The 24,964-nt window shown below is 66.5% G+C and carries 29 protein-coding genes and 1 pseudogene; 13 read left to right on the top strand and 17 right to left on the bottom strand.

Features of this window, described 5'->3' with window-relative positions; genetic code table 11:
- Positions 1-49: 49 nt before the first annotated feature.
- Both ABZ942_RS32450 and ABZ942_RS32445 read right to left on the bottom strand, forming a co-directional pair.
- Complete coding sequence (locus tag ABZ942_RS32450; protein ID WP_357388724.1) at positions 50-703, bottom strand: SDR family NAD(P)-dependent oxidoreductase; 654 nt, start codon at positions 701-703, stop codon at positions 50-52.
- Positions 700-1,554, bottom strand: a complete 855-nt coding sequence (locus tag ABZ942_RS32445) for an oxidoreductase (protein ID WP_357388722.1) — start codon at positions 1,552-1,554, stop codon at positions 700-702. The genes ABZ942_RS32450 and ABZ942_RS32445 overlap by 4 nt, the downstream gene beginning before the upstream one ends.
- Positions 1,555-1,656: 102 nt before the next feature.
- Here ABZ942_RS32445 and ABZ942_RS32440 point away from each other — a divergent pair, with 102 nt between their 5' ends.
- The 3 genes from ABZ942_RS32440 (at position 1,657) to ABZ942_RS32430 (ending at position 3,964) form a co-directional block, all read left to right on the top strand.
- A complete protein-coding gene (locus tag ABZ942_RS32440; RefSeq protein WP_357388720.1) occupies positions 1,657-2,463 on the top strand; it encodes a helix-turn-helix transcriptional regulator in 807 nt (268 codons plus the stop codon).
- 74 nt (positions 2,464-2,537) lie between these two features.
- Positions 2,538-3,128, top strand: coding sequence for a WHG domain-containing protein (locus ABZ942_RS32435; RefSeq protein WP_357388718.1), 591 nt, complete (start codon positions 2,538-2,540; stop codon positions 3,126-3,128).
- The gene (locus tag ABZ942_RS32430) at positions 3,125-3,964 is read left to right on the top strand and encodes an alpha/beta hydrolase (protein WP_357388716.1); all 840 of its coding nucleotides are present in this window, start codon (positions 3,125-3,127) and stop codon (positions 3,962-3,964) included. The genes ABZ942_RS32435 and ABZ942_RS32430 overlap by 4 nt, the downstream gene beginning before the upstream one ends.
- A 79-nt stretch (positions 3,965-4,043) precedes the next feature.
- Here ABZ942_RS32430 and ABZ942_RS32425 read toward each other — a convergent pair whose 3' ends face one another.
- From ABZ942_RS32425 to ABZ942_RS32410, 4 genes are read right to left on the bottom strand one after another with little or no spacing between them, the layout of a single operon-like run.
- Positions 4,044-4,298, bottom strand: coding sequence for a hypothetical protein (locus ABZ942_RS32425; RefSeq protein WP_357388714.1), 255 nt, complete (start codon positions 4,296-4,298; stop codon positions 4,044-4,046).
- 14 nt (positions 4,299-4,312) lie between these two features.
- Positions 4,313-5,788 carry an ADP-ribosyltransferase gene (locus tag ABZ942_RS32420; protein ID WP_357388712.1) on the bottom strand — a complete coding sequence of 492 codons (1,476 nt, stop codon included), beginning with the start codon at positions 5,786-5,788 and terminating at the stop codon, positions 4,313-4,315.
- Positions 5,785-6,096, bottom strand: coding sequence for a WXG100 family type VII secretion target (locus ABZ942_RS32415; RefSeq protein ID WP_357388710.1), 312 nt, complete (start codon positions 6,094-6,096; stop codon positions 5,785-5,787). The genes ABZ942_RS32420 and ABZ942_RS32415 overlap by 4 nt, the downstream gene beginning before the upstream one ends.
- A gap of 54 nt (positions 6,097-6,150) precedes the next feature.
- On the bottom strand, positions 6,151-6,480 hold the full coding sequence (locus tag ABZ942_RS32410; RefSeq protein ID WP_357388708.1) for a WXG100 family type VII secretion target: 330 nt from the start codon (positions 6,478-6,480) through the stop codon (positions 6,151-6,153).
- Positions 6,481-6,875: 395 nt separating this feature from the next.
- Here ABZ942_RS32410 and ABZ942_RS32405 point away from each other — a divergent pair, with 395 nt between their 5' ends.
- The gene (locus ABZ942_RS32405) at positions 6,876-7,391 is read left to right on the top strand and encodes a MarR family transcriptional regulator (protein ID WP_357388706.1); all 516 of its coding nucleotides are present in this window, start codon (positions 6,876-6,878) and stop codon (positions 7,389-7,391) included.
- On the opposite strand, the gene ABZ942_RS32400 is transcribed toward ABZ942_RS32405, so the two are convergent.
- Positions 7,351-8,541: an amidohydrolase family protein gene (locus ABZ942_RS32400; RefSeq protein WP_357388704.1), complete on the bottom strand. Its 1,191-nt coding sequence runs from the start codon at positions 8,539-8,541 to the stop codon at positions 7,351-7,353. The genes ABZ942_RS32405 and ABZ942_RS32400 overlap by 41 nt on opposite strands.
- A 102-nt stretch (positions 8,542-8,643) precedes the next feature.
- Here ABZ942_RS32400 and ABZ942_RS32395 point away from each other — a divergent pair, with 102 nt between their 5' ends.
- Complete coding sequence (locus tag ABZ942_RS32395; protein ID WP_357388702.1) at positions 8,644-9,276, top strand: nuclear transport factor 2 family protein; 633 nt, start codon at positions 8,644-8,646, stop codon at positions 9,274-9,276.
- 77 nt (positions 9,277-9,353) lie between these two features.
- Here the strand turns inward: ABZ942_RS32395 and ABZ942_RS32390 are convergent, their stop codons facing one another.
- On the bottom strand, positions 9,354-10,628 hold the full coding sequence (locus ABZ942_RS32390) for an MFS transporter (protein ID WP_357388700.1): 1,275 nt from the start codon (positions 10,626-10,628) through the stop codon (positions 9,354-9,356).
- 132 nt (positions 10,629-10,760) lie between these two features.
- Between ABZ942_RS32390 and ABZ942_RS32385 the strand changes: the two genes are divergently transcribed.
- Positions 10,761-11,720, top strand: a complete 960-nt coding sequence (locus ABZ942_RS32385) for a LysR family transcriptional regulator (protein ID WP_357388698.1) — start codon at positions 10,761-10,763, stop codon at positions 11,718-11,720.
- 6 nt (positions 11,721-11,726) lie between these two features.
- Entirely contained in the window at positions 11,727-11,879 is a 153-nt protein-coding gene (locus tag ABZ942_RS32380; RefSeq protein WP_357388696.1) for a recombinase family protein, read from the top strand.
- Here ABZ942_RS32380 and ABZ942_RS32375 read toward each other — a convergent pair.
- The 7 genes and pseudogenes from ABZ942_RS32375 to ABZ942_RS32345 form a co-directional block, all read right to left on the bottom strand.
- Positions 11,839-12,477, bottom strand: a complete 639-nt coding sequence (locus ABZ942_RS32375) for a hypothetical protein (protein WP_357388694.1) — start codon at positions 12,475-12,477, stop codon at positions 11,839-11,841. The genes ABZ942_RS32380 and ABZ942_RS32375 overlap by 41 nt on opposite strands.
- Before the next feature lie 337 nt (positions 12,478-12,814).
- A pseudogene (locus ABZ942_RS32370) lies at positions 12,815-12,916 on the bottom strand (recombinase family protein); the annotation flags it as partial.
- A 131-nt stretch (positions 12,917-13,047) separates the two neighbouring features.
- Complete coding sequence (locus tag ABZ942_RS32365; RefSeq protein WP_357388692.1) at positions 13,048-14,265, bottom strand: DUF418 domain-containing protein; 1,218 nt, start codon at positions 14,263-14,265, stop codon at positions 13,048-13,050.
- 117 nt (positions 14,266-14,382) lie between these two features.
- Positions 14,383-15,144: a hypothetical protein gene (locus tag ABZ942_RS32360; protein ID WP_357388690.1), complete on the bottom strand. Its 762-nt coding sequence runs from the start codon at positions 15,142-15,144 to the stop codon at positions 14,383-14,385.
- 397 nt (positions 15,145-15,541) lie between these two features.
- On the bottom strand, positions 15,542-16,312 hold the full coding sequence (locus ABZ942_RS32355; protein WP_357388688.1) for a class I SAM-dependent methyltransferase: 771 nt from the start codon (positions 16,310-16,312) through the stop codon (positions 15,542-15,544).
- Between the two features lie 77 nt (positions 16,313-16,389).
- On the bottom strand, positions 16,390-17,811 hold the full coding sequence (locus tag ABZ942_RS32350) for a S8 family serine peptidase (protein ID WP_357388686.1): 1,422 nt from the start codon (positions 17,809-17,811) through the stop codon (positions 16,390-16,392).
- 85 nt (positions 17,812-17,896) lie between these two features.
- On the bottom strand, positions 17,897-18,499 hold the full coding sequence (locus ABZ942_RS32345) for a DUF308 domain-containing protein (protein WP_357388684.1): 603 nt from the start codon (positions 18,497-18,499) through the stop codon (positions 17,897-17,899).
- Between the two features lie 326 nt (positions 18,500-18,825).
- On the opposite strand from ABZ942_RS32345, the gene ABZ942_RS32340 reads away from it, so the two are divergent.
- From ABZ942_RS32340 to ABZ942_RS32325, 4 genes are all read left to right on the top strand, one after another.
- A complete protein-coding gene (locus tag ABZ942_RS32340; protein ID WP_357388682.1) occupies positions 18,826-19,323 on the top strand; it encodes a pyridoxamine 5'-phosphate oxidase family protein in 498 nt (165 codons plus the stop codon).
- 88 nt (positions 19,324-19,411) lie between these two features.
- Positions 19,412-19,819, top strand: coding sequence for a YciI family protein (locus tag ABZ942_RS32335; protein ID WP_357388680.1), 408 nt, complete (start codon positions 19,412-19,414; stop codon positions 19,817-19,819).
- Positions 19,819-20,964: a DUF6596 domain-containing protein gene (locus ABZ942_RS32330; protein WP_357389026.1), complete on the top strand. Its 1,146-nt coding sequence runs from the start codon at positions 19,819-19,821 to the stop codon at positions 20,962-20,964. The genes ABZ942_RS32335 and ABZ942_RS32330 overlap by 1 nt, the downstream gene beginning before the upstream one ends.
- Positions 20,965-21,171: 207 nt before the next feature.
- Complete coding sequence (locus tag ABZ942_RS32325; RefSeq protein ID WP_357388678.1) at positions 21,172-21,552, top strand: hypothetical protein; 381 nt, start codon at positions 21,172-21,174, stop codon at positions 21,550-21,552.
- Here ABZ942_RS32325 and ABZ942_RS32320 read toward each other — a convergent pair.
- Entirely contained in the window at positions 21,489-22,139 is a 651-nt protein-coding gene (locus tag ABZ942_RS32320) for a helix-turn-helix domain-containing protein (protein WP_357388676.1), read from the bottom strand. The two genes, ABZ942_RS32325 and ABZ942_RS32320, sit on opposite strands and share 64 nt — an antisense overlap.
- Before the next feature lie 67 nt (positions 22,140-22,206).
- Between ABZ942_RS32320 and ABZ942_RS32315 the strand changes: the two genes are divergently transcribed.
- Together ABZ942_RS32315 and ABZ942_RS32310 are read left to right on the top strand one after the other, a co-directional pair.
- Entirely contained in the window at positions 22,207-22,443 is a 237-nt protein-coding gene (locus ABZ942_RS32315) for a hypothetical protein (protein WP_357388674.1), read from the top strand.
- Positions 22,444-22,729: 286 nt separating this feature from the next.
- The gene (locus ABZ942_RS32310) at positions 22,730-23,959 is read left to right on the top strand and encodes an FAD-dependent monooxygenase (RefSeq protein WP_357388673.1); all 1,230 of its coding nucleotides are present in this window, start codon (positions 22,730-22,732) and stop codon (positions 23,957-23,959) included.
- A 16-nt stretch (positions 23,960-23,975) separates the two neighbouring features.
- On the opposite strand, the gene ABZ942_RS32305 is transcribed toward ABZ942_RS32310, so the two are convergent.
- Positions 23,976-24,872 (bottom strand): recombinase family protein, encoded by an 897-nt coding sequence (locus ABZ942_RS32305; RefSeq protein ID WP_357388671.1) that lies wholly within the window; start codon positions 24,870-24,872, stop codon positions 23,976-23,978.
- Between the last annotated feature and the right edge of the window lie 92 nt (positions 24,873-24,964).

The raw sequence follows: 24,964 nt of genomic DNA, 5'->3' as shown, positions 1-24,964 counted from the left end.
GCGGGTGGCGTCCTGGGCCAACCGATCGCACCTCACTCAGCGAGCAGTGTCACCGCAGGACGAGCAGCGGCTGGTCGCGGGTGGTGTGCAGCCGCCAGAGTTCCTCGGCCACCTCGTCCGGTTCGTGCCGGGCGCCGGGGCCGATCGGGCCGACGATCGTGACCTGCGCGGCGTGCACGCCGTCGGCGGCGAGGGTGTCGTGCAGCATGCGTGTGTAGGCCGACTCGGCCGCGTAGGCGATTCCCGATACCGCGCGGTCGCGGTGTGGTTCGACGGCAGCGCCGCCGGTGGTGAACAGCAAAGTGCCGTAACCCTGGTGGCGCATGTCCGGCACCACCGCGCGGGCAACCGTCGCCGCGGCAACGACGTTCAGTGCCAGCGCGCTCTCGATGTCCGACGGTGCGGTATCGAGGACGGGCTTGATCCACTCGAGGTTCGGCCGTGGACTGAACAGCACTACTTCGATCGGGCCGAGCCGCTCGCGCAGGGCGTCGAGTGCCACGGTGAGCGACTTCGCATCGGTGACATCCGCGGATTCGGTTGCCGTCGTGACGCTTTCAGAAATCAAGCCTGCCGCGATCTCGCCCAACCTTTCGGCGCCGCGTGCGATCAGCCCGACCGGATACCCTTCGCGGCCGAACCTTCGGGCGGCCGCGGCACCCAGACCCGGTCCGGCGCCGACCACGGCGAACGCGCCCCTCACTGCTCCCCCAGATCCACGCTCACGGTCAGTGCCTCGTTCGCATCGATCTCGTCGCGCATCCGCTCGAGGCGGGCGCGCGTGCCGGCGAGCGCATCGGAGCCGAGCAGCAGCCGTCGCGGTGGCTCTTCGGTATCCACCGCTGCGGCTACGGCCGCGGCGGCGCGAGCCGGGTCGCCGGGCTGGTGACCGGAGACGGCCAGCGTGGACTCGCGGCGTTTGCCTGCGGTCTGCTCGTAGTCATCCAGGCGAATCGCAGACTGCTGCATGGATTCTCCCGCCCACTGGGTGCGCAGACCGCCTGGCTCAGCGATCGTCACCGCGATGCCCAGCGGTGCGAGTTCCGCGGCCAAGGACTCCGACAAGCCCTCCAGTGCGAACTTCGTCGCGTGGTAGTGGCCGGTCGCGGGGAAGGCGGCCAGGCCGCCGAAGGAGGAGATGTTGACGATGCGTCCCGAGCGGCGGGCTCGCATGCCGGGCAGCGCGGCCTTGAGGACCGTCACCACGCCGTGCACGTTGGTGTCATACAGTGCGCGGACCGCGGCGTCTTCACCTTCTTCGATGGCGGCGAGGTAGCCGTATCCGGCGTTGTTGACCAGGACGTCGATGCGTCCGAATGCTTGCTCGCAGTCCCGGATCGCGGTGGTCACCGACACTGGATCAGTGACATCGAGCTGCAGAGCGAGCGCGCGATCGCCGTACCAGGCGGCGAGATCGGTTACGGCAGTGCGGTTTCGGGCGGTGACAGCTACCCGGTCACCGCGTTCGAGGGCGTGTGTGGCCAGGGCGCGGCCCAGTCCTTTGGAGCATCCGGTGATCAGCCAGACCTTCGCTGTGTTCGTGTCGTTCGGCATGCCTCCATGAAAGTGACGAGCCGGAGAAGGTGCCACACCCGCTCGAGGGTGGCTCTCACAGGGGCAGTTTCGTGTGCGGCGCGGCAGGTAACGTTCACCCGGATGGCACGTGACGACAATGAGCTCGGCTCCTTCCTGCGCAGCCGGAGGGAGAAGATCGACGCCGCCTCCGCCGGGGTCGTCGACCACACGCGACGGCGGGTGAAGGGGCTGCGCCGGGAGGAGCTTGCGCTGCTCGCCGGACTCAGCCCCTCGTACTACATTCGGCTCGAGCAAGGCCGCGACCGGAATCCCTCGCGCGAGATCCTGCAAGCGCTGGCCCGAGCGCTGCGCCTGGACGACACCGAGCGGTCCTACCTGTGGTCCTTGGCGATACCGTCGCTGGACCCGGCGGAAAACGACGTGGCGCCTGCCCGCACAGTGCGGCCCGGGGTGCTGCAGCTACTGAAGCGGTGGGCCGATCTGCCCGCGTTCATCGTCGGCCCCAGCCGTGACGTGCTGGCCGGCACCGCACTAGCCGTCCGGGTCAATCCCGCCTGGAGCCCGGGGCACAACCTGATCGAGTTCACCTTCCTCGATCCGCGTGCGCACACGGTGTATCCCGAGTGGGACGAGATCGCGCTGCAGGCAGTCGCCGGTCTGCGCGCCACCGCCGTTGCACGCCGCGGCGAACTCGACGGTTTCGTGTCGGATCTGCGCGAGCGCAGCGAAACGTTTCGGGCGCTGTGGGATTCGCACGACGTGTACGCGCGCACGATGGGCGCGAAACAACTGCGCGTCGACGGCGTCGGGATCCTCCGCCTCGAGTTCGAGACCTTTGCGCTCACCGGTCCGGAGGGCCACGTCCTGTACGTGTACTTCCCCGAGCCAGGCAGTGCAGCGGACGAAGCGCTGCGCCGCCTCGCCTGAGCAGACTCCGCCACCTTGCCAAACCTAATGCTCCTAGGATATAAACTAGGTACCCTAGTTTGACGGAGGTGTGCATGATGGCACGAGCCGGGTTGACCGCCGAGCGGATCACCCGCGCTGCCGCCGATCTCGCCGACGAGATCGGCTTCGACAACGTCACGATGTCGGCGTTGGCCAAGAAGTTCGGCGTCAAAGACGCCAGTCTCTACTCACACGTCAAGAACCTCCAGGAACTCCGGGCGCGAGTCGCCATGCTCGCTGCGGTCGAGAAGACCGACCTGCTCGCGAGCGCCGTCGCCGGGCGAGCGGGCCGCGACGCACTCGCCGCGTTCGCCAACACCTGGCGCGAGTACGCGCTGCAGTACCCGGGCCGCTACACCGCGACCCAATCCTCAGTGCCGCCCGGCGTGATCGAGCCCGACCCCGGCGCATTACGCGGCATCGAACTCACCTACCGCATGCTGCGCGCCTACGGCCTGACCGAACCCGACCTGACCGACGCAGTCCGGTTGCTGCGCAGCACCTTTCACGGCTACGCCGCCCTGGAAGCAACCGGCGGCTTCGCCCACTCCCGCGACACCGCCGCCTCCTGGGAACGCATCATCGACGCACTGCACGTCACCCTCGAACACTGGCCGTCCAGCAACACCAAGGAACACCGATGAGATCCGACACCCTGAAGGTCCCCGGCGCCACCCTCTACTACGAGGTCCGCGGCACCGGCCCCGTGCTACTGCTCCTACCCGGCAGCGGCGGCGACGCAGCCGTCTTCGACCCGATCGTCGACCCCCTGGCCGACCACTTCACCGTCGTCACCCTCGACCCACGCGGCTACTCCCGCAGCACCCTCGACTCCACCGAACCGGTCGACCAGCAGGTAGCGGTTCAACGCGACGACGCTCATCGGCTCCTCGAAACCCTCACCCCCACAGGCGAAGACGCCTACATCTTCGGTGGAAGCGGCGGCGCGGTAGTAGCCCTCGACCTTCTCACCCACCACCCCGAACGCCTCCGCCTGGTCATCGCCCACGAACCCCCTTGTTTCGCCGTGCTCCCCGACGCCGCCGAACAAAAAGCCTTCATCGACGAGGTCTACACCCTCTTCCGCACCGAGGGCGTATCAGCCGCAGGCGCCCGCTTCCTCGAAGGCATCGGCGGCACCATGAAACCCATGCCCGACCCCACCGAATTACCGCCCCGCACAGCCGAAATGATCCACCGCCTGCACGCCAACGCCGCCCTCATGATGGCCCACGAACTACGCCCCATCACCTCCTACCTCCCCAACGAACCCACTCTCGCCTCCTTGACCGACCGCCTGATCCTCGCCGCAGGCCGAGAAACCCGCGGCCACCTCCCCCATCGCCCAGCCGCCACCCTCGCCACCCACCTCGACATCCCCCTCACCGAATTCCCCGGCGGCCACAGCGGTTTCACCGAAGCCCCCACCGAATTCGCCACCCAACTACTCGACCTACTCCTCGCCGCCCGAGTACGCTAGCGGCCCTATCCCTCAGTGCAGTCCGCAGAATGCCCCTGAAGATCCAGACCTCTTCCACCCCAGCTGCAGATGCACGGCGCTATCTCGGCTCCTGCTCGGGGTCGGTGGCTGGGTCCTTGCGGGTGCCGTCCGGGTTCCGCGGTACCTCGTCGTCGTGCCAATCGTCACCGAAACGGCCCGACAGGTGGATGCGCTGGTCCTCGGGAACCGCGTTCCTGCGCGCATTCCATTCGGCCATCATTGCAAGCGTCGCGGCCTTTTCCTCGTCGGTCAGCGGTTGCAAACCCTCTTCTTCGGGAGTCGAGATACGTCGCCCTTTGTAATATTCAGCCATTGCGTAATCCTTTTCTATGGTCGCTCGCGCATGACGATAATGGTCCGCCCGGGATGGTCAGGGTCGGGGGCATTCTTAATGACATCAAATTTTGAATCCGGCCTGAATATCACCTCTTGCTCTTCGGGTTTTCGCGCGAATTGCTCGACTGACTTACCGTGTGCAGATTCGATCTGAAATTCGACCTGTCGATCGAATGCTGCTTCCGGAGTTCGTGAGCTGGAGGTAAAGCTGGGCTCGGTCCACAATCCGCCTTCCTTGTATTTTGCTATGTCGTCGGCGCTGAGGTTCACGCGGCGCGTGACTGGGCCTTGATAGTCGGGGAGTTTGTCGAGTGCTTTGGTGATTTCGTCTATCCTCAGTTGTTGTGCTCTGCTGATGTTGCCAGGTTCGTGCCGGAGCATGTAGTTGAGTGTTTCGGCGTCGGGGCCGGTGTAGTCCCAGAGTGCGGCCCGGTCGGTGTCATCGAGCAGCTCTGCTGGTGTGGGGTCGCGTTTGGGTCTGAGTCGCCCATTCGGAGCGAGGTCTTCGAGGCGTTCACATTCACGTTTGGCTCGGATGAGGTCTTGGTCGAGCTTCACTCCTGCGCTGATTTTGCGGTTGGTGCGCCATGATTCGATGATGACGCGCATGGGGCGTGCGTAGCGGGCGCAGATGGCGGCGGCACCGGCCAGACCGATTGCGGCACCTGCACCGAAGGTGATGAACGAGGACGCGACCGAGATTGCGGCGGTGATCGCCAGTTCTTGGATGAGTGCGTCGCGAACCATTTCCAGTTGCTGTTTGAGCAGGTCGCGTAGTTCGTCGAGGGCGATGCGGTGGTCGCGGCAGGATTGCGCCAGATCGGCCATGGCGGTCAGCGTGGCTTCTGCCGACGCTTTCAGGGCGCGTAGATCTTCATCGATGAACGCAGCCTCGGGAGCGATCACGTCTTGGAATGCGATGGCGCCGGTTTCGAGGATGGCCGGAAAACCTGCCGCGCCTTGGGAATTACGGGCACCGTCCCAGGTCAGTGCGGCGTTGGAGATGGTGGTGGCGTTGCCGTCCGGGACCGTGAGACCGATCTTCTCGACCAGGCCGAGTCCCTCATCTACCAAGCCCTGTCCGGGGCCGCCCGCGCTCGGCAGCGGCACCCGGCACACGAGTACCGGGTACATGGGGGTCGGTGGTTTGACCGGCGCGGGTCCGGCGTCGATGGTCGCGCCGTGCTCGTCGAGGGCACGTTGGTAACCCATCTCGTTGAGCACGATGGCGTAGGTGTGCGCGGCCGTCGCCACCTTCTCGACCATCTTCAGAATGTCGGTGGCACGCTGGTCGTAGGACTTGGCCCAGTCCAGGGCGTCGGAGTAGCTGCCGGCCATGTGGTTGGCTTTTTCCAGCTCAGGCCAGCGTGCGTCGACGTCGGCCCACCAGGCCGCAGCGCCCGCAGCCAGTTTGGTCGCGGTGTCGTAGTAGACGGTGGTGTCGACGTCTAGGACGGTGCCGGTCACTGTGTGTCCTGACCGCTGCGGCCCAGCATCGCGAGGTTGGCGGCGGTTCCGTTCTCATAAGACGCGTGCGCAGCTGCGGCGGCGGCGCGCATCTTCTCGAGTCCGTCGGTCATTAATTCGGCGGCGGCGACCCATTCGGCGTGTGCAGTGGCGTGGGCGTCGGCGGCGGCGCCGGTCCAGCTGGATTGCATCGTGGCGATCCGTGTGTCCAACTCGGTCAAGGCGTCGGCCACGAACGCATTGAGCGCGGCTACCTTGGCGGTGACAGCGTCCAGGTGCGCGAGATCGACTCGATATTGGTCAGTCATGATGCGTTGTCCCCCAACGTGTCTCGACTCGAAACGAGTATGGAACCGGCAAGGTCAGGGCAAATCGAGGGAGTTGACCGCAGCGGCGTTGCTGGTGTCGGTGGCGGCGGTGCGATCGACCACTACGCCCAACAAGTCGGCCATATCCGCCAGAGCCTCGAAAACATCCAGGGCACCGCGATGGACCTCGTCCCACGCAGTGGCGTATGCCGTCGCCGCGGTGCCGCGCCAGGTCGTCTCGAGCGCGTTGACGTCGGCCGATGCCGAACGCAAACCGCTGATGAGGCTCTGCGCGGTGGCTTGCACGTAACGTCCCGCCTCGCTGACGTGCTCTGGAACCAGGTTGAAGGTGGTGGATGCCGCGATGGCGGCGTTGTCGGTCACGGGATGCTCCTCGGGGTTCGGGTGCGATCTTGCAATGTTGGACGCGCCCGGGTCGCCTACGGTTCCATCTGAATCTATCGGTCCGAATCTATCGGTCCTGATACACGCCGACCTCGGACCGGTACGAAGCGCCGCGTTACACGCGCGGCCGGTCACGGTCCGGAAGCCAGATGGATGATCATGTTTCAAAACTGCCGCGCGCGAATTACGTTGTCTCGCAACGGCACCCACAACCGCGCCCCCTTGAGGGGCTCCACGGTCGCAGGCTGCTGGCGCCCCCGTGCGAGGCCGGGGCAGATGTTGAGGCGTTACCGCAGGAGCTCATAAAAAGATAGCTGCTTACGGATGTAAGGCGGCCGTCCGCGGCTATATACGTGTTGTTATATACTGTGGGGATGATAGCCGATCGGAACGTGCCCGATGGTGTCGAGATCGCGATGCTGTTGCGGCGGGCACAGCTGCGCAAGCAGCTGGCCTGCGAGGCCGCGCTCGCTCGGGTGGGGGTGACGTTGCCGCAGTGGGGCATGCTGTATGCCGTTGCAGCCGAGCCTGATTCCTCGACTCACGCGCTGGCCCTGTTCATCGGGCAGTCGGATCAGTCGGCGGGCGCGGTGGTCGGCCGCCTCGAACAGCGAGGGTTGATCGAGCGCAGGCCCGGTGTCGGTAAGGCGATTCTGCATCGGATCACGCCGGAGGGCGACGAACTCCTGCGCCGCTGCAACACCATCGCGGAGGAGGTGATGGGTCGTCTGCTCGCAGGACTCACCGATGAGTCCCTTCGGACGCTGCAGGCCTCGTTGCAGTCGATCGCGGAGGCCGCCCTCCCCGCGTCGACCAGGTCTGATGCCGAGAGGGGGCCGGGCAAGGGTCTCAGCGGGCTGTCCTGGATCCGCTCCGCCACACCTCCCTGATCGACAGGGTGTCGGCGATCGTGCTGGTGGGGTCGCCGTCGACCAGTAGCAGATCGGCGCGTGCGCCCGGGGTGATCCGCCCGCGGTCGTCGAGGCCGAATGTCGCCGCGGGCACGCTGGTGGCGGCGCGTAGCGCCTCGATCGGGGTGAGGCCGGCCCGGACGAGAAGCTGTAGTTCGCCGTGCAGGCTCACGCCGTGCGCCATGCCGCGCGCGCCGAAGTGGTGATTGGCGTCGGAGCCGGCGAGGATCGGCACACCGGCGGCATGCAACGCCTTCACCGCGGCCAGGGCGGCATCGAAGTTGCCGGCCGGGAGCGTGTCGAATTGGGCGCCGAGATTGTCCGTCCATGCCTGCGGCAAGCGACCGGCGACCCGGCTGTCGCGCGCCAGGACCGCACCCAGGCGCTGGTTGGTGATGGAGGCCAGCAGATTCAGCGTCGGGATCATGAACGCCCCCGCCGCGGTGAAGGCCTCGATCAGATCGGGCGTGCACGGACCATCGATGAACAGGTGGGTGAACCCGTCGGCGCCGGCGGCCAGCGCCTGCCGGGTCGCCTCGATGGTCAGCGCGTGGGCGAGCACCATGCGGTCGCGGTCGTGCGCGGCCACCACCGCCGCCTTGACGATGTCCGCATCGATGACGGGGACCTGCTTGCCGAGCGTCTCGCCGCTCTCGATCATCACCTTGATGTAGTCGGCGCCCTCGGCGATCCGGTCGTCGACGAAACCGGCGGCATCCTCGGGCCGGGAGACCGTCGGTAACTCGGGGTCGTCCACGCCGCCGCGGAGCTGGGTCGGATGCCCGCCGGGTGCGGTCATGCCCACCGAGGACGAACGAACATCCGCGATGTCGGTGCGTTCGGCGGCGGCGCGGCGAACCGCGTCCATTGTCTGCGGGAACGAGAACAGGTCCAGCTCGGTGGTGATGCCGAATTGCAGGGCGTAGCCGAGCATTTCGACGTCGGCGTGGGTGTGTGCGTCGATCAGGCCGGGCAGCAGGGTGGCGCCGCCGCCGTCGATTCGCTCGACCCCGGCGGGCACGACCGCGCCGACCGCGACGATCCGCGCCCCCTCCACCTCCACGGTCCGCACGCCGAGCGACTGCTCGCCGTCGAACACCCGGGCGCCCTCGATGACATATCCCGTCATGACTTCTCCTGTATAAATGTTGGTATACACCAAACCATATACACTGCGATCGTGGCGTCAAGGCGATACGACAAGACGTCGGTCCGAGCAAAGGAATGTGTGATGCGGTCCATGTCCGGCAGCGACTCCGACCCGCTGAGTGTGCTGACCCTGATCACCCATGAGCGACAGGCCCGTGACCGGGGCTGGTGGTCCCTCCTCGAGCGGTGTTACACACCCGAGGCGACGATCCAGACAAGCTGGTTCGACGGCACCGCGGTCGAGTACATCGAGCTGTCCAAGCGCGTGTTCGAACAGACCCCGTCCGGCCATCGGCTGGGACAGCCCGTTATCGACATCAACGGCGCCCGCGCGATCGCCGAGGTGCCGATGACCATCGAGATGCGCGGCGCTTTTCGCGGCGTCGAGGTCGACCTGACCGCGTACATACGGATGCTGCATCGCGCCGAAAAAGGGGACGGCGACTGGCGGTTCGCCGCGTCCGTGGCGATCTTCGACCACGACACGATGACCCCGGCTCTCCCCGGCGCCCCGCCCACGTTGCACCTGGACGACCTTGCCGCAGCTCGGCCGTCCTATCGCATGCTGAGCCTGTGGATGACCGAGCGCGGGTACACCGTCCCGGCCGATCGCTACGGCACCGACAGACCCGCCGAGCTCACCGCGCTGTACGACGACGCGTACGCCTGGGCCGGCCTGCCGACGCCACAGCAGGTCGGTGCGAGACACCCATGAGATATCAGAGAGAGACTGTCGTGGACTCATAATCCATTGGTCGCGTGGCTTGTATCTGAAAGGTGTTGGCGGCCCTTCTACTTGGCTTCATGCGAAGCGCCCTGTGGGTGTGCACGGCCGGTTGGCACCGGAAGATCGGGTGTCGGCGGGGAATCCTGGCGGCGGGGTAGCAGTAGCGGGCTGGCGAGGATCAGCAGTCCTGCGACTGCGATGGCGGTCCGGGGGCTGGTGGCGGCCGCGAGTAGCCCGCCGAGTGCGCTGAGGATGGCGATGGCGGCGCTACTGCTGATCGACCAGGCCGAAAGGGTGCGGGCCACACGGTCTTTGGGGGTGCGCTCGAGGCGGTAGGTGGCGAGCACCGGGGTGTACAGGCTCATGCTGATGATGATCGCGAGTTCGACAACCATCACCGTGACGAGGCCTGTGATGCCGGGTTGGACGAAGGCGAGGCCGATCAGCCAGACCACGCGAAGGGTGCCGACGGTACGGAGGATCCGGTTTTGGCCGTATCGCGTGACGACACGCTGGGCGAGGCGTGAGCCGATCAGCCCGCCCAGGCAGGGCGCGGCGAAGGCCAGGCCGTACTGCCAGGGCGGGAATCCGAGTTCGCTGAGCAGGAGTACGGCCAACAGTGGTTCGGTGGCCATGATCAGGCCGGAGACCACCATGTTATTGAGGTAGAGCGCCCGCAAGCCGGGATGGGCGAGGATGTATCGCCAGCCGTCGAGCAACTCACCGGCCCTGACCCGGCGCTTGTCGGTTCGTTGCGGGGGGTCTTCGCGGTCGCGAATGGTGATGATCGCGAGTGCGGAGAGCAGATAGCTGAACGCGTCGGCCATTACGGTGATGACGGGGCTCAACAGGCCGATCGCCGCACCGCCCAGCGGGGGTCCGACCGCGATGGAACTCCAATTCGTGGACTCGAACCGGGCATTGGCCACGAGCAGGTCCTCCGGCCGGACAATAGATTTCAAGTAGGCGCCGCTCGCGGCGTTGAAGGCGATCTTGGCTGCGGCGACCACGGCCGAGACCATCAGTAATTGGCCGAAGCTGAGTCGGCCGAAGGCGTAGGCGATCGGGATCGTCATCATGGCTGCGAACCGGAGCAGGTCCATGGTGATCAGCACCGGCCGCTTGCGGCGAAACTCCACCCACGGCCCGAGCGGCAACGCGATCAGCGCACCCACCGCCGGTCCCACCGCGGACAGCGCGGACACCTGCGCGGGCCCGGCGTGCAATACCAGCACGGCGATCAGAGGTAACGCACCGAACCCCACTCCGGAGCCGTAGGCACTGACCGCGTAGGACGTCCACAGCCAGCCGAACCGCCGACCTAGGAATCGTCTGGCCACCAAGATCTGTACCTCCCGCTTCGAACAACCCACTGTTGATCGCGGTGATCAAAGCAGGGCCGAGGAAGAGGAATCAAACAACCGACCGGGCGGCAAGCCACAACTGTAGGTTGTGTCAGTAGGGTGTGCCGCGTGGATCTCAACGCCGTGCGCACGTTCGTCACCGCCGCGGACGAGGGCCAGTTCCAGGACGCTGCAGCAGCACTGTCGATCACTCAGCAGGCGGTCTCCAAGCGCATCGCGACACTGGAGAAATACCTGGACGTGCGCTTGTTCGCCCGCACGGCCCGCGGCGTCCAACTCACGATCGACGGCCACGCATTCCTGCCCCACGCCCGGGAACTGCTCCGGGTCGCCGAGCGCGCCGACGCCTCCGTTCGCCCTGGCCGGCGCGCGCTGCGGGTCGACGTCGTGGCCCGGCGCGTCGTCACGGCAGTGGCCCTGCAGGACTTTCACCGCGCGCACCCTGACATCGAACTGGACCTCGTCACCCTCGATGCCGACGTCGACGCGGCGATCGCCGCGGTCGAAGCCGGAACGATCGACGCCACTTTCCACGCCGTCCCCCCGCAGCAGCAGCTGTCGAAGGCGATCAACACCGCTCTAGTGATCGACGAGCCGCACCAGTTGCTCGTCGGCCCCCACCACCCGCTCGCCAACGCCCGCACCGTCACACCCGCGCAACTGGCCGGACACCGAATCTGGATGCCCGGCCTCGCCGCCCGTGGCGAGGTGACCGACTACTACGCCGAACTCGCCACCACCTTCGGTTTCACCATCGACGTACTCGGCCCGGTCTTCGCAAAGGAGGCCCTGCTGGACGAGATCGCCGACTCCTCGGACCTGGCGACCCTGATCGGCGAAGGCTCGCGGTACCTGTGGCCGGACAGCTACGACCTGCGCCGCATACCGCTACGTCACCCGACGCCGGTCTACCCGATGTCGATCATATGGCGCAACGACAATCCGCATCCGGCGCTCGTCGAGCTCCGCCACCACCTCGACTCCAAACGAGCCGACGCACCCGACACCGAGGTGTGGATACCTACCTGGGCGCAGCGCATCCCACGCACCGCGGCCACGTCCAGCTGATCGGCAGTGACCGCCGTCGGCCGCATGTTCTTCCAAATCCTCGGCGCGATAGCCGAATTCGAACACGCCCTGCTGAGCGAACGCACCCGCGACGGCCTGGCCGCCGCCAAAACTGCCACTACCAGCAGTAGTTCGTTATTACGATGGTCAAGGCGCTGACACCGGTGAGCTGAGTGACTCCTTGCGGCGTCGAGCAGTCCGCTAGCTGGGTTTCGGGGATGGTGATTACCAGCGTGGCCGGGTGGCTGGCGTACATTCCGGAGCTGATTGTTCCGGTGTGCGTGACTACGACGTTACCGTTGGCGCGGGTCACGGTTCGAACGAATGGAAATGTGCTGCTCCCGCCGCCACTCCAGTGGAAGACGCGGGTTCCGGTCGAAAGGGCGAGCAGGTCGGTGCATGAGGTGACCACATTATTGGTCAGTTCGGTGTAGGTTCCGGTCGGCGCGGCCGGATCGGTGCAGTGCAGGGGCGTGCCCAGATTGCCCTCGACATTGCGGGTGACCGATTGTGAGGTGTTGGTGATGCCCGGGGTGTAGGTGACGACCTCGGTGCCAGTGCAGATGTTGGCCGAAAGGTCGAGCGCCGCAAAAGCTGGGGTCGCAGCGGCTCTGCCACTGACGGCGACGTCGATGCCTTGTGCGTTGGCTGGGATGCTGAATCCGAGCAGGCCCGTGGCTGCGATGGCCAGGACGGCAGTGATCTTCTTGATGGCGCGCATGGCCATCACCTCCTTGGTGTACCGACGCTCGTGCACCGGGACGGAAACATATTCATTAGTGGGTCGATACCACAGCTCGTGTGGCGGTAATTTTTAGTTTGAGCAGACCTGGGCCGCAAATGAGATTCTTGCCAGCAAGCTACTTAGGCTCATCGTTTTCTCGTTCCTTGTCACCGTGCAGATATGCACGCCTGCAGAATATTTGAAAACATATGTCGCTCACCATCAGCTGTTCCTCACCGTGGAACGCCCCCGTGCGACTCACCCCGACCAGGTGGATCATTTCGTGACCTCCCCGGAGTGTGTCCGGTATTCGACCCGCAAATTCCTGACGAGGACGTGGGTACGTTAATCCGGGCACCGCAGCCAGCACTCTGACGAGGTGGCGCAGACCGTCGAGGTTACGGGCGAGCCGATCCATCGAATGCACGATCACCGTGTCGCCGTCGCGGACGAAGGCGATCAGCTCGTCCAGCGGGTCGTGCAGGCCGCCACCGTGGACTCATAATCCCTTGGTCGCCGCGCCGCCACCGAGTAGCTGTCACGCTCATGCAGAGGTCGTGACCGACTCGGCGTGGAAGGGGTGACCGTATTGCCGGAGCGAGGTCAATCCGCCTGTGCGGGAACCTGTTCCGGGCGACGCTTCCACGCCGGGATCGACAGGTAAGTCGCCGCCCGCAGAGCCCACTCCACCGGTCCGTACCGGTGGTTGCGCAACCACCAGGTGCTCAGCGCCAGTTGGCCGGCGTAGGTGAGCAGGGCGATGGCGATGACGCCGGCCGGTGGGATCTTGTCGGCCAGCGCGAATCCGTAGCCGGTGTAGATCACCATGAGCACGATGGACTGTCCGATGTAGTTGGACGCCGCCATTCGCCCGGCCGGGGCCAGTCGGCCGATCAGGTGCGCGGTGCGCGGCGACTGGGTGAGGCAGATGATGCCTGCGATGTAGGCGAAGGTCATCAGCGGGTTGACGAGTTGTTGCACGCCGGCCCAGATCGTGGGCGGCGTTATCCATTCCATGGTTCCGGCGAAGGTCACCGCCGACACCGGCAGTCCGATCGTCAGTCCGCCGACCAGTACCCGAGGCGCCCAGCGCCGCAACGTTTCCCGGTCGGTGAGCAGTTCTCGTTTGCCTGCCGCCATCCCCAGCAGGAACATGCCGAAGGCCGTCACGCCCTGGGTGAACCAGATCAGGGCGATGACGAAGGGTGCCAGCCACATCTGGTTGGCGAACGTGTCGCCGAAGGTGCCGGTGTATCCGTCGTGGACTCGCGGCACGTCGAAGAGGTCGGCCAGCGCGGAGATTCCCTCGCCTCCCTCGCTCGGCAGGAACGACCACCCGCACCACAACACATACAGCACCACCCCGGTGATCACGGCGGTGCGGGGCTTCAGTTTCTTCAACGGGATCAGGATCAGGCACAGGAACGCATAGAGGGTGAGGATGTCACCGATCCACAGCAAGAACACGTGCGCGAGCCCGATCACCAGCAGCGCTAGGCAACGCCGCAACAGCCGCGTGTTGGCCGACGCGCCCGCGCGCTGCGCCGCCGCGATCTGCAACGTGAACGAGTAGCCGAACAGGAACGCGAACAGCAGATAGAACCGGCCTTCGAACAAGGCGTTGACCACCGCGCTCATCAGATGGTCGAACGGCCCGTCGAAGCGCAGTGTCGGATCGTCACTCGTGCCGCCGTACGACCACCACGTGGTCGCGAACATGACGTTGGTGACGAGGATGCCGAACAGCGCGAACCCGCGCAGAATGTCGACCTCTGCGATCCGTCGACCCGAAGTAGTGACGGGGAGAACCGATTTGGTCATGGTATCGAAATTAGCCACCGGCCCTGGGCTGCGCGTCCGCCGCCGGGCTGATCGACGCCCTGACCTTGGGAGACGACGACTGCGACCTGCGGCGTATTGACATTGGACGTTCGGCGGTCACGTCAGGTCGGCGACCTCGAGATAGATCTGCCGCTCGACCGCGATCTCGGCCAGGAATCCCTGTCCGCTACCGGCCGTCGCCGGGAACGCCGCGACCGCCAGTTCCCCCGCACGCAACCGCGCACCGGTGAACTCGCGCTGCCCGAGGATTATCGGTTGCGCCTGCGCGAACCCCGCCCCGGCGACCGCGTCGGCCAATGGCTCACCGAGCAGGTCGGTCACGGTTCCGGGGATCAGCCGGGCCGCGACGATCTGATCGAAACTGGGTCGCCGGTTGATGTGATGCGCCAGGTACAGCCGATCGGGCCGCCCGAAGCACAGGTGGGTGAGCAATCCGCGACCGCGCACGCGATCCGGATCGAGCTCGGCGAAGTACACGACGCTACGCACCGTCGCACGTACCTCGGTGGCAATCGCAATGCCGCCACGTTCGCGCCTACCGCGAATCAGCATGCCGCGGAAGGACCTCCGACGGCGCGCGCGCCCCGGATCCAGTTCCGCGACCGGGAAATCCTCGGGATCGAAGGTGTGGATGTCGGTGTAACCGATCCGCCGATCCGCACCGAGCGCACGCTTGCCCCGCTCATCGAACTCGACGGCGAGCAAGACCTGGAAGTTGAAGGGCGCCTGGAACGTCGGCCGATACGACAGGTAGCAGTCGACACCGGTCCCGAAAACCACCATGCCATGCAACCCCGCACCCCCTGCCAAACCGGGCTGATGATGGTGTCGAGGTGCACGAATATGAATTGCGCTCATCGTGAACTCCTTTTCTTGCCACCACCACCGTGCCAAGAACCGACCGCCGTGCCACGAGTGCTGGACTACTCGAATCCCTGGTACCGGCTACCCAGAGGGTGCAGCGACCTTCTGAAAGCCCGCCGACTCTGTCCGAATAGGCCGCCGACTCCGGCGAAGTACCCCGCCGACGGCCGCAGATTGTCCCTCCGCAGCACCAATGCGCCGCTGTTCGGCCGATCACGCGCGAAAGCCCTCAACTCCGGCGAACCCAGACCTTCGCGCCCGGACCGAGCTCCCACCTCGCTGTCCAACCGCCCCCGCACGAGTGGGGCCGCCGCCAAGTCCCATCCGATGGTCGCGTCGATGCCGAGCGGGACATGGCGGCGAGAAAGTGCGAGTAGGGCGCGATCGCGGATCAGGATGGCGTGCTCGCGCCGCCTTGAAACTTCACCAAGCGAGTCCGTGAACAGCGGGTCACATACGGCAGGTGGATATCCGCATGCCCGCTGAGAGCGGGGTGCGTGTTCAACAGGGCTCTCACGGCGTTCAACACTTGCTGCCGGGCTGGTGGTTCCAGGGTCAGGATGTAGCTGCGGGACGCGACGAGATCCAGTAGTCCGGATCGGGACATGCGGCAAATCCATTCGAAGTCTCGTCGCTCGATCGGCTCGAAAGGCGGTCCGACATACGGGGTTTCACTGTTCATGTCCAGCTCGGTGCCTTGCCGCATGATTCGGCCCAGCTCGGCGACCCACGGTTCGCGTTCGTCGCGGATGTTCCATACGAGCCCGAGCTGACCACCATCTCGCAGCACACGGTTCAGCTCGGGAACGGCAGCGTCCACGTCCACCCAGTGCCAGGCCTGCGCGACGACGACGGCATCCACCGAGTCGTCGTCGAGGGGAATGCTCTCCGCTCGGCCCGCCAGGATCGGCACCTCCGGCAGTGCGCGCACGAACTCCGCACGCATACCGTCGGACGGTTCCACCGCCACCACATCGCATTCGAGCTCGAGCAGCCCTCGCGTCAGCTGGCCGCTGCCGGCCCCCAGGTCGAGTATCTTCCGCGCGCCGGACGGAACCAGCCAACGTATTGCTTCTCCCGGATAGGAAGGTCGTGACTTCGCGTATACCGCTGCCCCCGCACCGAACGAACTTGCCTGATCGTGATTCGACTGCCCACCCATTCTCCGGATGCTAGCCGCACGTCCCGGTGCGTCGCGATCTGACGTGGAATGCCGGAAAGCTGTCCAGGATTGGCGGTTCAGTGCGGCGCGGCCATCGCCTTCAGGTCCGGAAGGTTGCCGATCCGCTGACTCGCCGGTCGGCCCGGCGCACTGGTCTGCGGTGACCCGGTAGCTCGCAGCCGGGCGCGTACCTCGGCGGGGGTCCGGCGTTGACCGGCTGCGGTGCTGATCCCCTGATAACTGGCGACGGTGCCAGTGATGATCGGTGAGGCACTGGATGTCCCGCTGAACACGTCGGTGTACCAGAGGTCTTCGTCGGAACCGCCCTGCAGATCGCCATAGCCGGTGGTGGTGACTTCCCTCCCCCAGGCTTGGGCGTCGACACGAGAACCGAAGTTGGAGAAATCGAGTCGAGACCGTCCGGGTCCGTAGTCGCGGCCGTGGAAGCCGGACGGTGGCGCGCCGGCGCCGACGATGATCGCCCCGGAGTCGGCCGCACCGCCGCGGAACGGGTTGCGCCACGAGGTCGGGAAGCCGACGGGACGGGTGTCGTACAGCGCGGCATCCAGGTCTTCGGCACCGTTCCCGCCTGCCTCGACCACGATGACACCGCGCCCGACGGCGTAGCGGATGGCGGCGAGGTCGTCGGGCCACCATTCGATGGCGATATAGCCCGCCTGGTCCGCGCGGCCCGCGTAGTTGAATCGTGGTCCGGGACGGTGCAGTTCGAGCAAGATGACATCGCCTGCAGCGAGCGCGTCGGCGGCCGCGCGGATGGCCGCGGCCGATCCTGGTCCGAAGATCGAGACGGCCCGCAAGAAGGCGTCGGGTGCGATGCCGGTGATGCCGAAGGCGTTCACGTCACCGCTGATCTCCCCCGCGACCGCGGTGCCGTGGTCGCGCCAGCCCCGATCTGGCGAGGGGTCGCCGCCGATCACGCCGCCTTGATTCGCGAGCAGGTCCTCGTGGGTGAACCGCCACGCGCCTTCGACATCGATCACGCGCACACCTTGGCCGCCGCCGCCCGGCACGGTCCAGGCCCAGCGGGCGTCGATGCCTTGCGGTGCCGCGTCGAGATAACCCTGGCGCGCTTCGAAGTTCGGGGTGACCGGTGGCGCGTCGGCCGCCACGGAATAGGCGGTGCCGCCCGGGGCGATCGGCGGTTCGGCGGGCGGTTTGAGATAAGCACCATCGACCGCGTCGTCTTCGCGCAGTCGTGCCGCGATGTCGGCGAGCCCCTCGGTGATCCCGCGGACGGCGAAGTACCGCAGATACTGCGCGGCGACAGATTCGTGCGGTGTCCCCGCGACGCGACCGTGCAGACGGTTGACCGGTCCGAAGATCCGCGCGAGCCGACCACCTGCGGGAAGCAGCCCGGTCAACCGCGCCTCGGCGCTGAGACTCTCATCGAGGGCGCTCGGGCTGAGCGGGGTGTCCGCGCCATGGGTGACCACGATCAGCTCCGGCTGCAACTGGAGCGCGGACTGCTGGGCTGCCATGGTTTCCAGTGAACCTGCTGCGCGGACCCACCACTAGCGGAATGCGTTACGCAGCGGCCGCATTTCGGCATCGCATGCCAGGCGATCAGCGATCGAGCCGGACCGCACGCATTCGCGAAGCCCCGGGCAGCTCCACCACACGGTGACGCACCGCGGCGACGCTGAGTACCTCCATGGTCCCGATCAGGATGAGGAACAGGCCGACCACCAGGCCGAGCACGTCCACCGAGTCGAACGGCAGGACACCGACGAGGATGCCGAGCACCATCGTCGCCAGGCCGAACACCTCCTGCCTGCCGCCGCCCGCGAGATCGTCCGCCCAGACCGCGACCGTGGCGTGACAGATTCCGCGCACCGACCAGGCCAGCCCGATCCAGAACGAGAGCAGCAGTGCCGAATTGCCGCCGCTGAAACACAGCACGGCAAGCAGCAGGGAGACCAGGCCGCTGGCGAAGACGAGCACACGCAGCGCGGGCGCGAATTTCGCGCCGAACGCGATGACCATCTGTAATCCGCCGTTGAGCAGCAGGTAGAGACCGAAGAGCAGCTCCGCGGTCGGCAGCGACTTGTGTGGCCACACCGCTACGACCACACCCACGATCATCGAGCAGGCACCGGCCACCACTATTGCCTGCCGGACGCCCCCGGCCAGTGGTTCCGTACGCCCTTCGAGCTCGGTTTCGGGCATAGCTACATGATATGGCGGGTTCGTGCGGATAGCCGCGTGTTTGCTTTCACTCGGTGCGCCTAGTGGAACGCCGGATTGTGACCCCGTTACAGGGATCGGCTACGCGTCTCGGCTGGTCTGGCCGCTGGCAGTCGGCGAATGTTGCCACGTCGTTGCCGCAAGCGCTGCGGTCAGGTCTCCGGCGGTCAGCAGAAAATTTCTGGAACTCAGCACGATTCCGATGTCGAGAACGTAGCGCCGGCTCCGTCCTAGGGATATCAGCGGCCACCACCGGCCGCGACGAAGAAGAACCGCCCAGCCAACGAACAACACCGAAAGGCAATACCGTGGAACAGAACGAGATCGCCGAAGTCCTGAACCGCCCGCTCAGCCAGGAACTGCTGGCCCGCGACCTGACCCGCTTGGCCTACGTCGCCAAGGACGGCACACCCCGCAATATCCCGATCGCGTTCACCTGGAACGGTGCCGAGGTCGTCCTGTGCACCTCGAAGAACGCCCCGAAACTGCATGCCCTGCGCGAGAATCCGATGGTGGCTCTGACGATCGACACCGAGGTGCATCCGCCGAAGATTTTGCTCATTCGAGGCCGGGTCGAGCTGGACGTGGTCGACGGCATCCCGGCGGAGTACCTCCAGATGAACGGCTCTTACGAGATGACCGCTGAGCAGCGGGTCCACTGGGAGGCGGAGGTGCGTTCGCTCTACGACGGCATGGTCCGGATCGTCGTCACCCCGACCTGGGCGAAACTGATCGACTTCGACACGACCCTGCCCAGCCCGGTCGAGGAGCTGATCCAGCAGCGGGCGCAACGGTCGCGCGCCTGAGCGCTGCAGCGTGCAGAACCACCGCGCTGCTTCATCCCTGCAAACAGCACCCGGCCACAATGGGCCGAACCACATCAAGGAGAACACGATGGCCAAGTACCTGCTGCTCAAGCACTACCGTGGCGCGCCCGCCTCGGTCAACAACGCGCCGATGGACCAGTGGACGCCCGAGGAGATCACGGCTCACATCCAGTACATGCGCGACTTCGCCACTCGCCTCGAGGCCACCGGCGAATTCGTCGACGAGCGAGCGCTGTCCCCGGAGGGCACCTTCGTCCGCTACGACGGTGAGGGACGGCCACCGGTCACCGACGGCCCGTTCGCCGAGACCAAGGACCTGATCGCGGGCTGGATGGTGATCGACGTCGACACCTACCAGCGGGCGATCGAGCTGGCCGGTGAGTTGTCCGCGGCACCGGGCGCGGGCGGCAAGCCGATCCACGAGTGGCTCGAACTGCGCCCGCTCTACGGCGAAACGCCGACGGTCACCGAGTGATGGACGAACTGCCGCTGCGGGAGCTGACTCCCGCGGTGATCGGCGTCCTCGTGCATCGCGGCGTCGACTTCGCGACGGCCGAGGACGCCGTGCAGGAAGCTCTCATCCAGGCCGCGACGAGCTGGCCGGACCAGCAGCCCGCCGACCCGAAGGGCTGGCTGGTCACGGTCGCCTGGCGCAAATTCCTCGACGCGCACCGCGCCGAGGCGGCGCGTCGCGAGCGAGAGCAGCGGATCGAGGCCGAGCCGCCACCCGGCCCGGCCGAGACAACAGACGACACGCTTCAGCTGTATTTCCTGTGCTCGCACCCGTCGCTGACACCGGCGTCGGCCGTCGCGCTCACCTTGCGCGCGGTCGGCGGCCTGACCACTCGTCAGATCGCGCAGGCCTATCTGGTGCCCGAGGCGACCATGGCGCAACGGATCAGCCGGGCCAAGCGAACCGTCTCGGATGTCCGGTTCAACCAGCCCGGTGACGTCGCCACCGTGCTGCGCGTGCTCTACCTGGTCTTCAACGAGGGCTACTCCGGCGATATCGACCTTGCCGGTGAGGCCATCCGGCTCACCCGCCAACTCGCCGCCAAGACCATGCACGAGGAGGTGGCCGGCCTGCTCGCACTCATGTTGCTGCACCACGCGCGACGACCGGCCCGGACCAGCTCCGACGGCAGCCTTGTCCCGCTCGCCGAACAGGACCGCAGCCTCTGGAACACTCGCCTGATCGCCGAGGGCGTCGACGTGCTCCAGGCCGCCCTCGCCCGCGACCGACTGGGCGAATTCCAGGCCCAGGCCGCCATCGCCGCCCTGCACGCCGACGCTCAGACTGCCGAGGAGACCGACTGGGTGCAGATTGTCGAGTGGTACGACGAATTGGTGCGACTCACCAACAGCCCAGTGGCTCAACTCAATCGGGCCGTCGCGGTCGGTGAAGCCGACGGTCCGCGAGCAGGCTTGGCCGCACTCACAGGCCTCGACCCCGCCCTCCCCAGGTACGCTGCCGTCGCGGCGTATCTCCACGAACGTGACGGCGACCCAGCGACCGCGGCACGGCTCTACAACGAAGCGGCCCGCTCCGCATCGAGCCTTCCTGAACGCGAGCACCTCACCCGGCAGGCCGCCCGGCTCAACGCACAGTTGCGGAGTTGAACGCCAGCACCACCGATCGCGCTCACCCATGACTTGAAAGGTTGGCGATCATGTTCTGGAAATACGTGGTGTGGATCTGCACGAGCATCGGCTACTGGATCGGCGCATTCATCGCGGGAGCCACATCCGGTGTGGGCGAGCTAGGTCCTGCGCCCAAGCGGCCTCGGTGGCGACGCACCTATCCCTACGACAAGACATCCCGCTCGAATGGACAGCACAACTGACCGGCGCGCGGAGTGGATCGAGGAGAGCGTCACCGTCAAGCGCGATGGCAAGGACGTACGTGGTGACCGCGTTCGCCTACGGCGGGAACCTCGGGCCGACCGAGGTCGCCCCGCACATGCGCGGGGTCAGCGCCCACGAGATCTACACGGCCGGGAACAAGCACGCCACCCCGACAAGATCTACAAGGCGTCGGCGGACGTGGTCAACGCCTTCGCGAAGCTGGATGTCGCCGCGATGTGGGGCGACGGGTCGACCGCGGCCAAGCACGGGAGCCGATCGATTACCGGATCCTGCCGTTCTCAACGCGTGGTGTACGCGCGGATGAATGCGTGGACCCCGTCGATCATGGTCTGGCGGACCTGACCCAGGTCGGCGTTGGCGGGGACCGGGTGACGTTCGTAGGCCAACAAGAGGGTCAGGGCACCGAAGTGGTCGGCGGCCAGACGCGGGTTGTCCGTATCCAGGAGCCCCGCCTCGGCGAAGTGCGCGATGCGTTCCGCGAGCGCTTCCTCCACCGCGGCCGTCGCGATGTCGTCCTTGGTCATCGGCGTCCGCAGGCGCTCCTGGGCGACGAGGGCGAATGCGGCGGTGTAGTCGGCGGATCCGACGATCGACGTGCCGAGGTCGACAGCCAAAGCGGTCAGCGCCTTCTCCAGCTGCGGCGCAGTCGTGATCCGGGCGTCCATGGGGAGGTGTTCGTCGAGCGCCCGGCATGCTGTGGCCGACATTGACTCGGAGGCGTCGGAGAGGATGGCGAGGAAGAGGCGCCGCTTGTCGCCGAAGTAGTCGTATACGGTGCGCTTCGAGACCGCGGCCCGGGCCGCGATGGCGTCCATGCTGACGCGGTCCACTCCCTGATGTACGAACAGGTCGCGTGCGGCGGCGAGAATCGCCGTCCGCTTCTCCAAGGATCCTTCGCGCACGGTCTTCTCCGTACCGCCAGTGTTCATGACCAGCCACGATACCACTCTACACCGTGCAGTTTACTTACTACACTGCACGGTGTAGTATCACCGTATGACCTCGACAGCGACGGCGCCCCTCGCAGACCGCTGGCCCCAATACCACTTCCTGCCCGCCGCCGAAGCGCCGGGCGACGCACTGCAGACCTGGCTCGAACACGCCATCGGCGAAGGAGAATTCACGGATCTCGACGGCGCGGTGCTGCTGGGCCACGCTCAGTCCATCCAGCGGCATGCGCTCATCGAGGGCCAGAGCATGCCTCGCCGCGCCATCACCACGAGGCCGTACTGAGCCGACGGCAGGCAGGGACTCTAGTGCGCACGGACACGAGAACGAGCCCCGAAAGCTGACGGGCCCTGTCCTAGCGTCACTTCCACCACCTCAAGGAATGCCCCATGCCCCGATCCTCGCGGAGCAATACTCCGCGAGGCCCGCCTACCTGTGGCGTGCGGAGACCCACTGAGCACCTTCAAGTGCCGTTCCGCACAGCGCCCCACCGCACCCCAAAAACAAGAAACCCGAGTCTGACATCTGGCTGCCCCGCGCATTGACGCGGCGCGGCCAGAAAGGAGCAACCATGAACGAGACACATCGCCACCCCCGCAACCGCTCCGTCCTCGTCTCCGGCGCCAGCATCGCCGGCCCGGCGATCGCCTACTGGCTGCACCGCTACGGCTTCGACGTCACCGTCGTCGAGAAGGCGGGCACCGTGCGCGGTGGCGGCTACCCCATCGACATCCGCGGTACCGCCCTGGAGGTGGTACGGCGTATGAACGTCCTGCCCCAACTGCAGAAGGCCCACGTCAACACCCAGGGCATCACCTTCGTGGGCGCCGACGGCAGCACCATCGCAGCACTGCGCGCCGAGAACATGGGCATCGGCGCTGACGGCGACCTCGAGGTGCAACGCGGCGACCTGACCGAGATTCTCTACGACGCGGTCCGCGACTCCGTCGCGTTCATGTTCAACGACTCCATCGCCTCGCTCGACGACCGCTCCGACGGCATCGAGGTGGCCTTCCGCAGCGGCGCCCGCCGCACCTTCGATGTCGTCATCGGGGCCGACGGACTCCACTCGAACACCCGCCGTCTGATCCTCGGCCCCGAGGAGCGCTTCCACCACTACCTCGGTGCCTGCTTTGCAGGCTTCACCCTGCCCAACCACCTCGGGCTCTCCCACGAGGGCGTGCTGTGGAACACCCCAGGCCGGCGCGCCGCCCTGTATGCCGCAGGCTCCGGCCGAAACGTGTTCGGGCTGCTCTCCTTCAGGCGCTCCGACCAGCCCTTCGACGCCTTCCGCAACCCCGACGCGCAGCGCGAACTGGTCGCCGCCACCTTCCCGGACGAAAGTTGGGAAATTCCCCGGATGGTCGCCGAGATGCGCGCCGCCGAGGACCTGTTCTTCGACGCCGTCAGCCAGATACGGATGACAAACTGGTCCCTGGGCCGGGTCGCGCTGGTCGGTGACGCCGCCTACGCGCCGTCCTTCCTGACGGGACAGGGCACCAGTCTCGCACTGGTCGGGGCCTATGTGCTGGCCGGCGAGCTGGCCGCGCATGCCGACCACGCGGAGGCGTTCGACGCTTATGACAGGGTGCTGAGGCCGTTCGTGACCCTCAACCAGGAGATGGCCAACGGGGGCGACACGGAGCTTTTCCCCGCCACCGAGGAGTCCCTCCAGCAGCGCAACGACGCCCTGCGCTCTCTGTCCGCCCTCCCCTCCGACCCGCCGCGCGCCGCGTACTCCGCCCTCACCCTCCCCGACTACGAGGGGTCCCAGACTGGTGAGCCGAAAAAACAACGTTGAGGACTGATCCCCCAGGTCAGGCCGTGGGCTCCAGAGGGGTTGTGGCTGTCTGCTCGTCGTGTTCACGCAGCATGCGCATGACGGTGGCCGGGGCTGGGTGCTGACCGCGCTTCTTGCCAGTGCGGATGACGAGGTGGGAGGCGATCTCGCGCAGCGAGAGGCGTTCGTCGTCGCGCAGGCGCAGGGCGGTGGCGAGCATGTCCTCGTCGGAGACCTTGACGCCGCCGATCACCTTGCCCTTCGTGCGGGCGGTCTCCTGGCCTTCGAGGCTCTTGTCGCGGATGTAGTCGCGTTCGGACTCGGCCATGGCGGCGAAGAAAGCGAACAAGGCGGCCCCATGGCCGGCCGGGTCGTGCTTCCCGGCGAGGGGGCCGGTGAGGAACTCCAGCTCGATCTCGGCGTCCCGCAGTTCTTCGGCGACCTTCAGTAGTTCCAGGGCGCCGCGGCCCAGGCGCTTCATCTCGTGTACCACGAGGGTGACCTTCGCTCCCAGCGAGCGGTACTCGCGGGCCGCCGCCAGGGCGGCCTTCATCTCGGGGCGTTCCCGGACCCGGGTGCTGATCTGTTCCTGGAACAGACGGTGCACGCCGGATGCTTCGAGGGCGTCGACCTGAGACTGGATCTCCTGCGTGCGGGTCGAGACCCTGGCGTACGCGAGCCGGACTTCCATCGACACGGCCGGCGCCGCCAGCTTCTGCACCGGCAGGGCCATCCAGACGGAGCCGGGATGGCGTACGGCCGGGGTCGCGACGTGCAGTTCGGAGCGGAGCGCGGGGACAAGCTGGAAGCGGGCGGTGTGGTACTTGAGTGCGACCTTGCCGGCGGTGGTGCGGCAGGGCGAGCCCGCCGGGGCCTGGCAGGTGGACATCGGGCAGACGTGCGACTCGACGAGCCGGTACGGGTCGGTGATCACGCCGGGATCGTTTCAGGAATGTGTTTCACCGGTCAAGAGGAAGGAAACGACCGGTGAAACAAATCGGCCTGCGGCGATACCGTCGGCGCTCG

This window comes from Nocardia sp. NPDC046473 (assembly GCF_040645995.1).
GTDB lineage: Bacteria > Actinomycetota > Actinomycetes > Mycobacteriales > Mycobacteriaceae > Nocardia.
Note: the sequence above shows the minus strand (reverse complement) of the source record. Positions and strands in the feature narration are given on the sequence as shown.

What these genes read in the sequence shown, in the direction of transcription:
- ABZ942_RS32310 (WP_357388673.1), top strand. Translation starts at nt 22,730, where the DNA reads ATGAACGAGACACATCGCCACCCCCGCAACCGCTCCGTCCTCGTCTCC.
- ABZ942_RS32355 (WP_357388688.1), bottom strand. Translation starts at nt 16,312, where the DNA reads ATGGGTGGGCAGTCGAATCACGATCAGGCAAGTTCGTTCGGTGCGGGG.
- ABZ942_RS32315 (WP_357388674.1), top strand. Translation starts at nt 22,207, where the DNA reads ATGACCTCGACAGCGACGGCGCCCCTCGCAGACCGCTGGCCCCAATAC.
- ABZ942_RS32325 (WP_357388678.1), top strand. Translation starts at nt 21,172, where the DNA reads ATGGACAGCACAACTGACCGGCGCGCGGAGTGGATCGAGGAGAGCGTC.
- ABZ942_RS32415 (WP_357388710.1), bottom strand. Translation starts at nt 6,096, where the DNA reads ATGACTGACCAATATCGAGTCGATCTCGCGCACCTGGACGCTGTCACC.
- ABZ942_RS32425 (WP_357388714.1), bottom strand. Translation starts at nt 4,298, where the DNA reads ATGGCTGAATATTACAAAGGGCGACGTATCTCGACTCCCGAAGAAGAG.
- ABZ942_RS32320 (WP_357388676.1), bottom strand. Translation starts at nt 22,139, where the DNA reads ATGAACACTGGCGGTACGGAGAAGACCGTGCGCGAAGGATCCTTGGAG.
- ABZ942_RS32350 (WP_357388686.1), bottom strand. Translation starts at nt 17,811, where the DNA reads ATGGCAGCCCAGCAGTCCGCGCTCCAGTTGCAGCCGGAGCTGATCGTG.
- ABZ942_RS32345 (WP_357388684.1), bottom strand. Translation starts at nt 18,499, where the DNA reads ATGCCCGAAACCGAGCTCGAAGGGCGTACGGAACCACTGGCCGGGGGC.
- ABZ942_RS32360 (WP_357388690.1), bottom strand. Translation starts at nt 15,144, where the DNA reads ATGAGCGCAATTCATATTCGTGCACCTCGACACCATCATCAGCCCGGT.
- ABZ942_RS32445 (WP_357388722.1), bottom strand. Translation starts at nt 1,554, where the DNA reads ATGCCGAACGACACGAACACAGCGAAGGTCTGGCTGATCACCGGATGC.
- ABZ942_RS32330 (WP_357389026.1), top strand. Translation starts at nt 19,819, where the DNA reads ATGGACGAACTGCCGCTGCGGGAGCTGACTCCCGCGGTGATCGGCGTC.
- ABZ942_RS32365 (WP_357388692.1), bottom strand. Translation starts at nt 14,265, where the DNA reads ATGACCAAATCGGTTCTCCCCGTCACTACTTCGGGTCGACGGATCGCA.
- ABZ942_RS32395 (WP_357388702.1), top strand. Translation starts at nt 8,644, where the DNA reads ATGCGGTCCATGTCCGGCAGCGACTCCGACCCGCTGAGTGTGCTGACC.
- ABZ942_RS32400 (WP_357388704.1), bottom strand. Translation starts at nt 8,541, where the DNA reads ATGACGGGATATGTCATCGAGGGCGCCCGGGTGTTCGACGGCGAGCAG.
- ABZ942_RS32435 (WP_357388718.1), top strand. Translation starts at nt 2,538, where the DNA reads ATGATGGCACGAGCCGGGTTGACCGCCGAGCGGATCACCCGCGCTGCC.
- ABZ942_RS32440 (WP_357388720.1), top strand. Translation starts at nt 1,657, where the DNA reads ATGGCACGTGACGACAATGAGCTCGGCTCCTTCCTGCGCAGCCGGAGG.
- ABZ942_RS32335 (WP_357388680.1), top strand. Translation starts at nt 19,412, where the DNA reads ATGGCCAAGTACCTGCTGCTCAAGCACTACCGTGGCGCGCCCGCCTCG.
- ABZ942_RS32430 (WP_357388716.1), top strand. Translation starts at nt 3,125, where the DNA reads ATGAGATCCGACACCCTGAAGGTCCCCGGCGCCACCCTCTACTACGAG.
- ABZ942_RS32405 (WP_357388706.1), top strand. Translation starts at nt 6,876, where the DNA reads ATGATAGCCGATCGGAACGTGCCCGATGGTGTCGAGATCGCGATGCTG.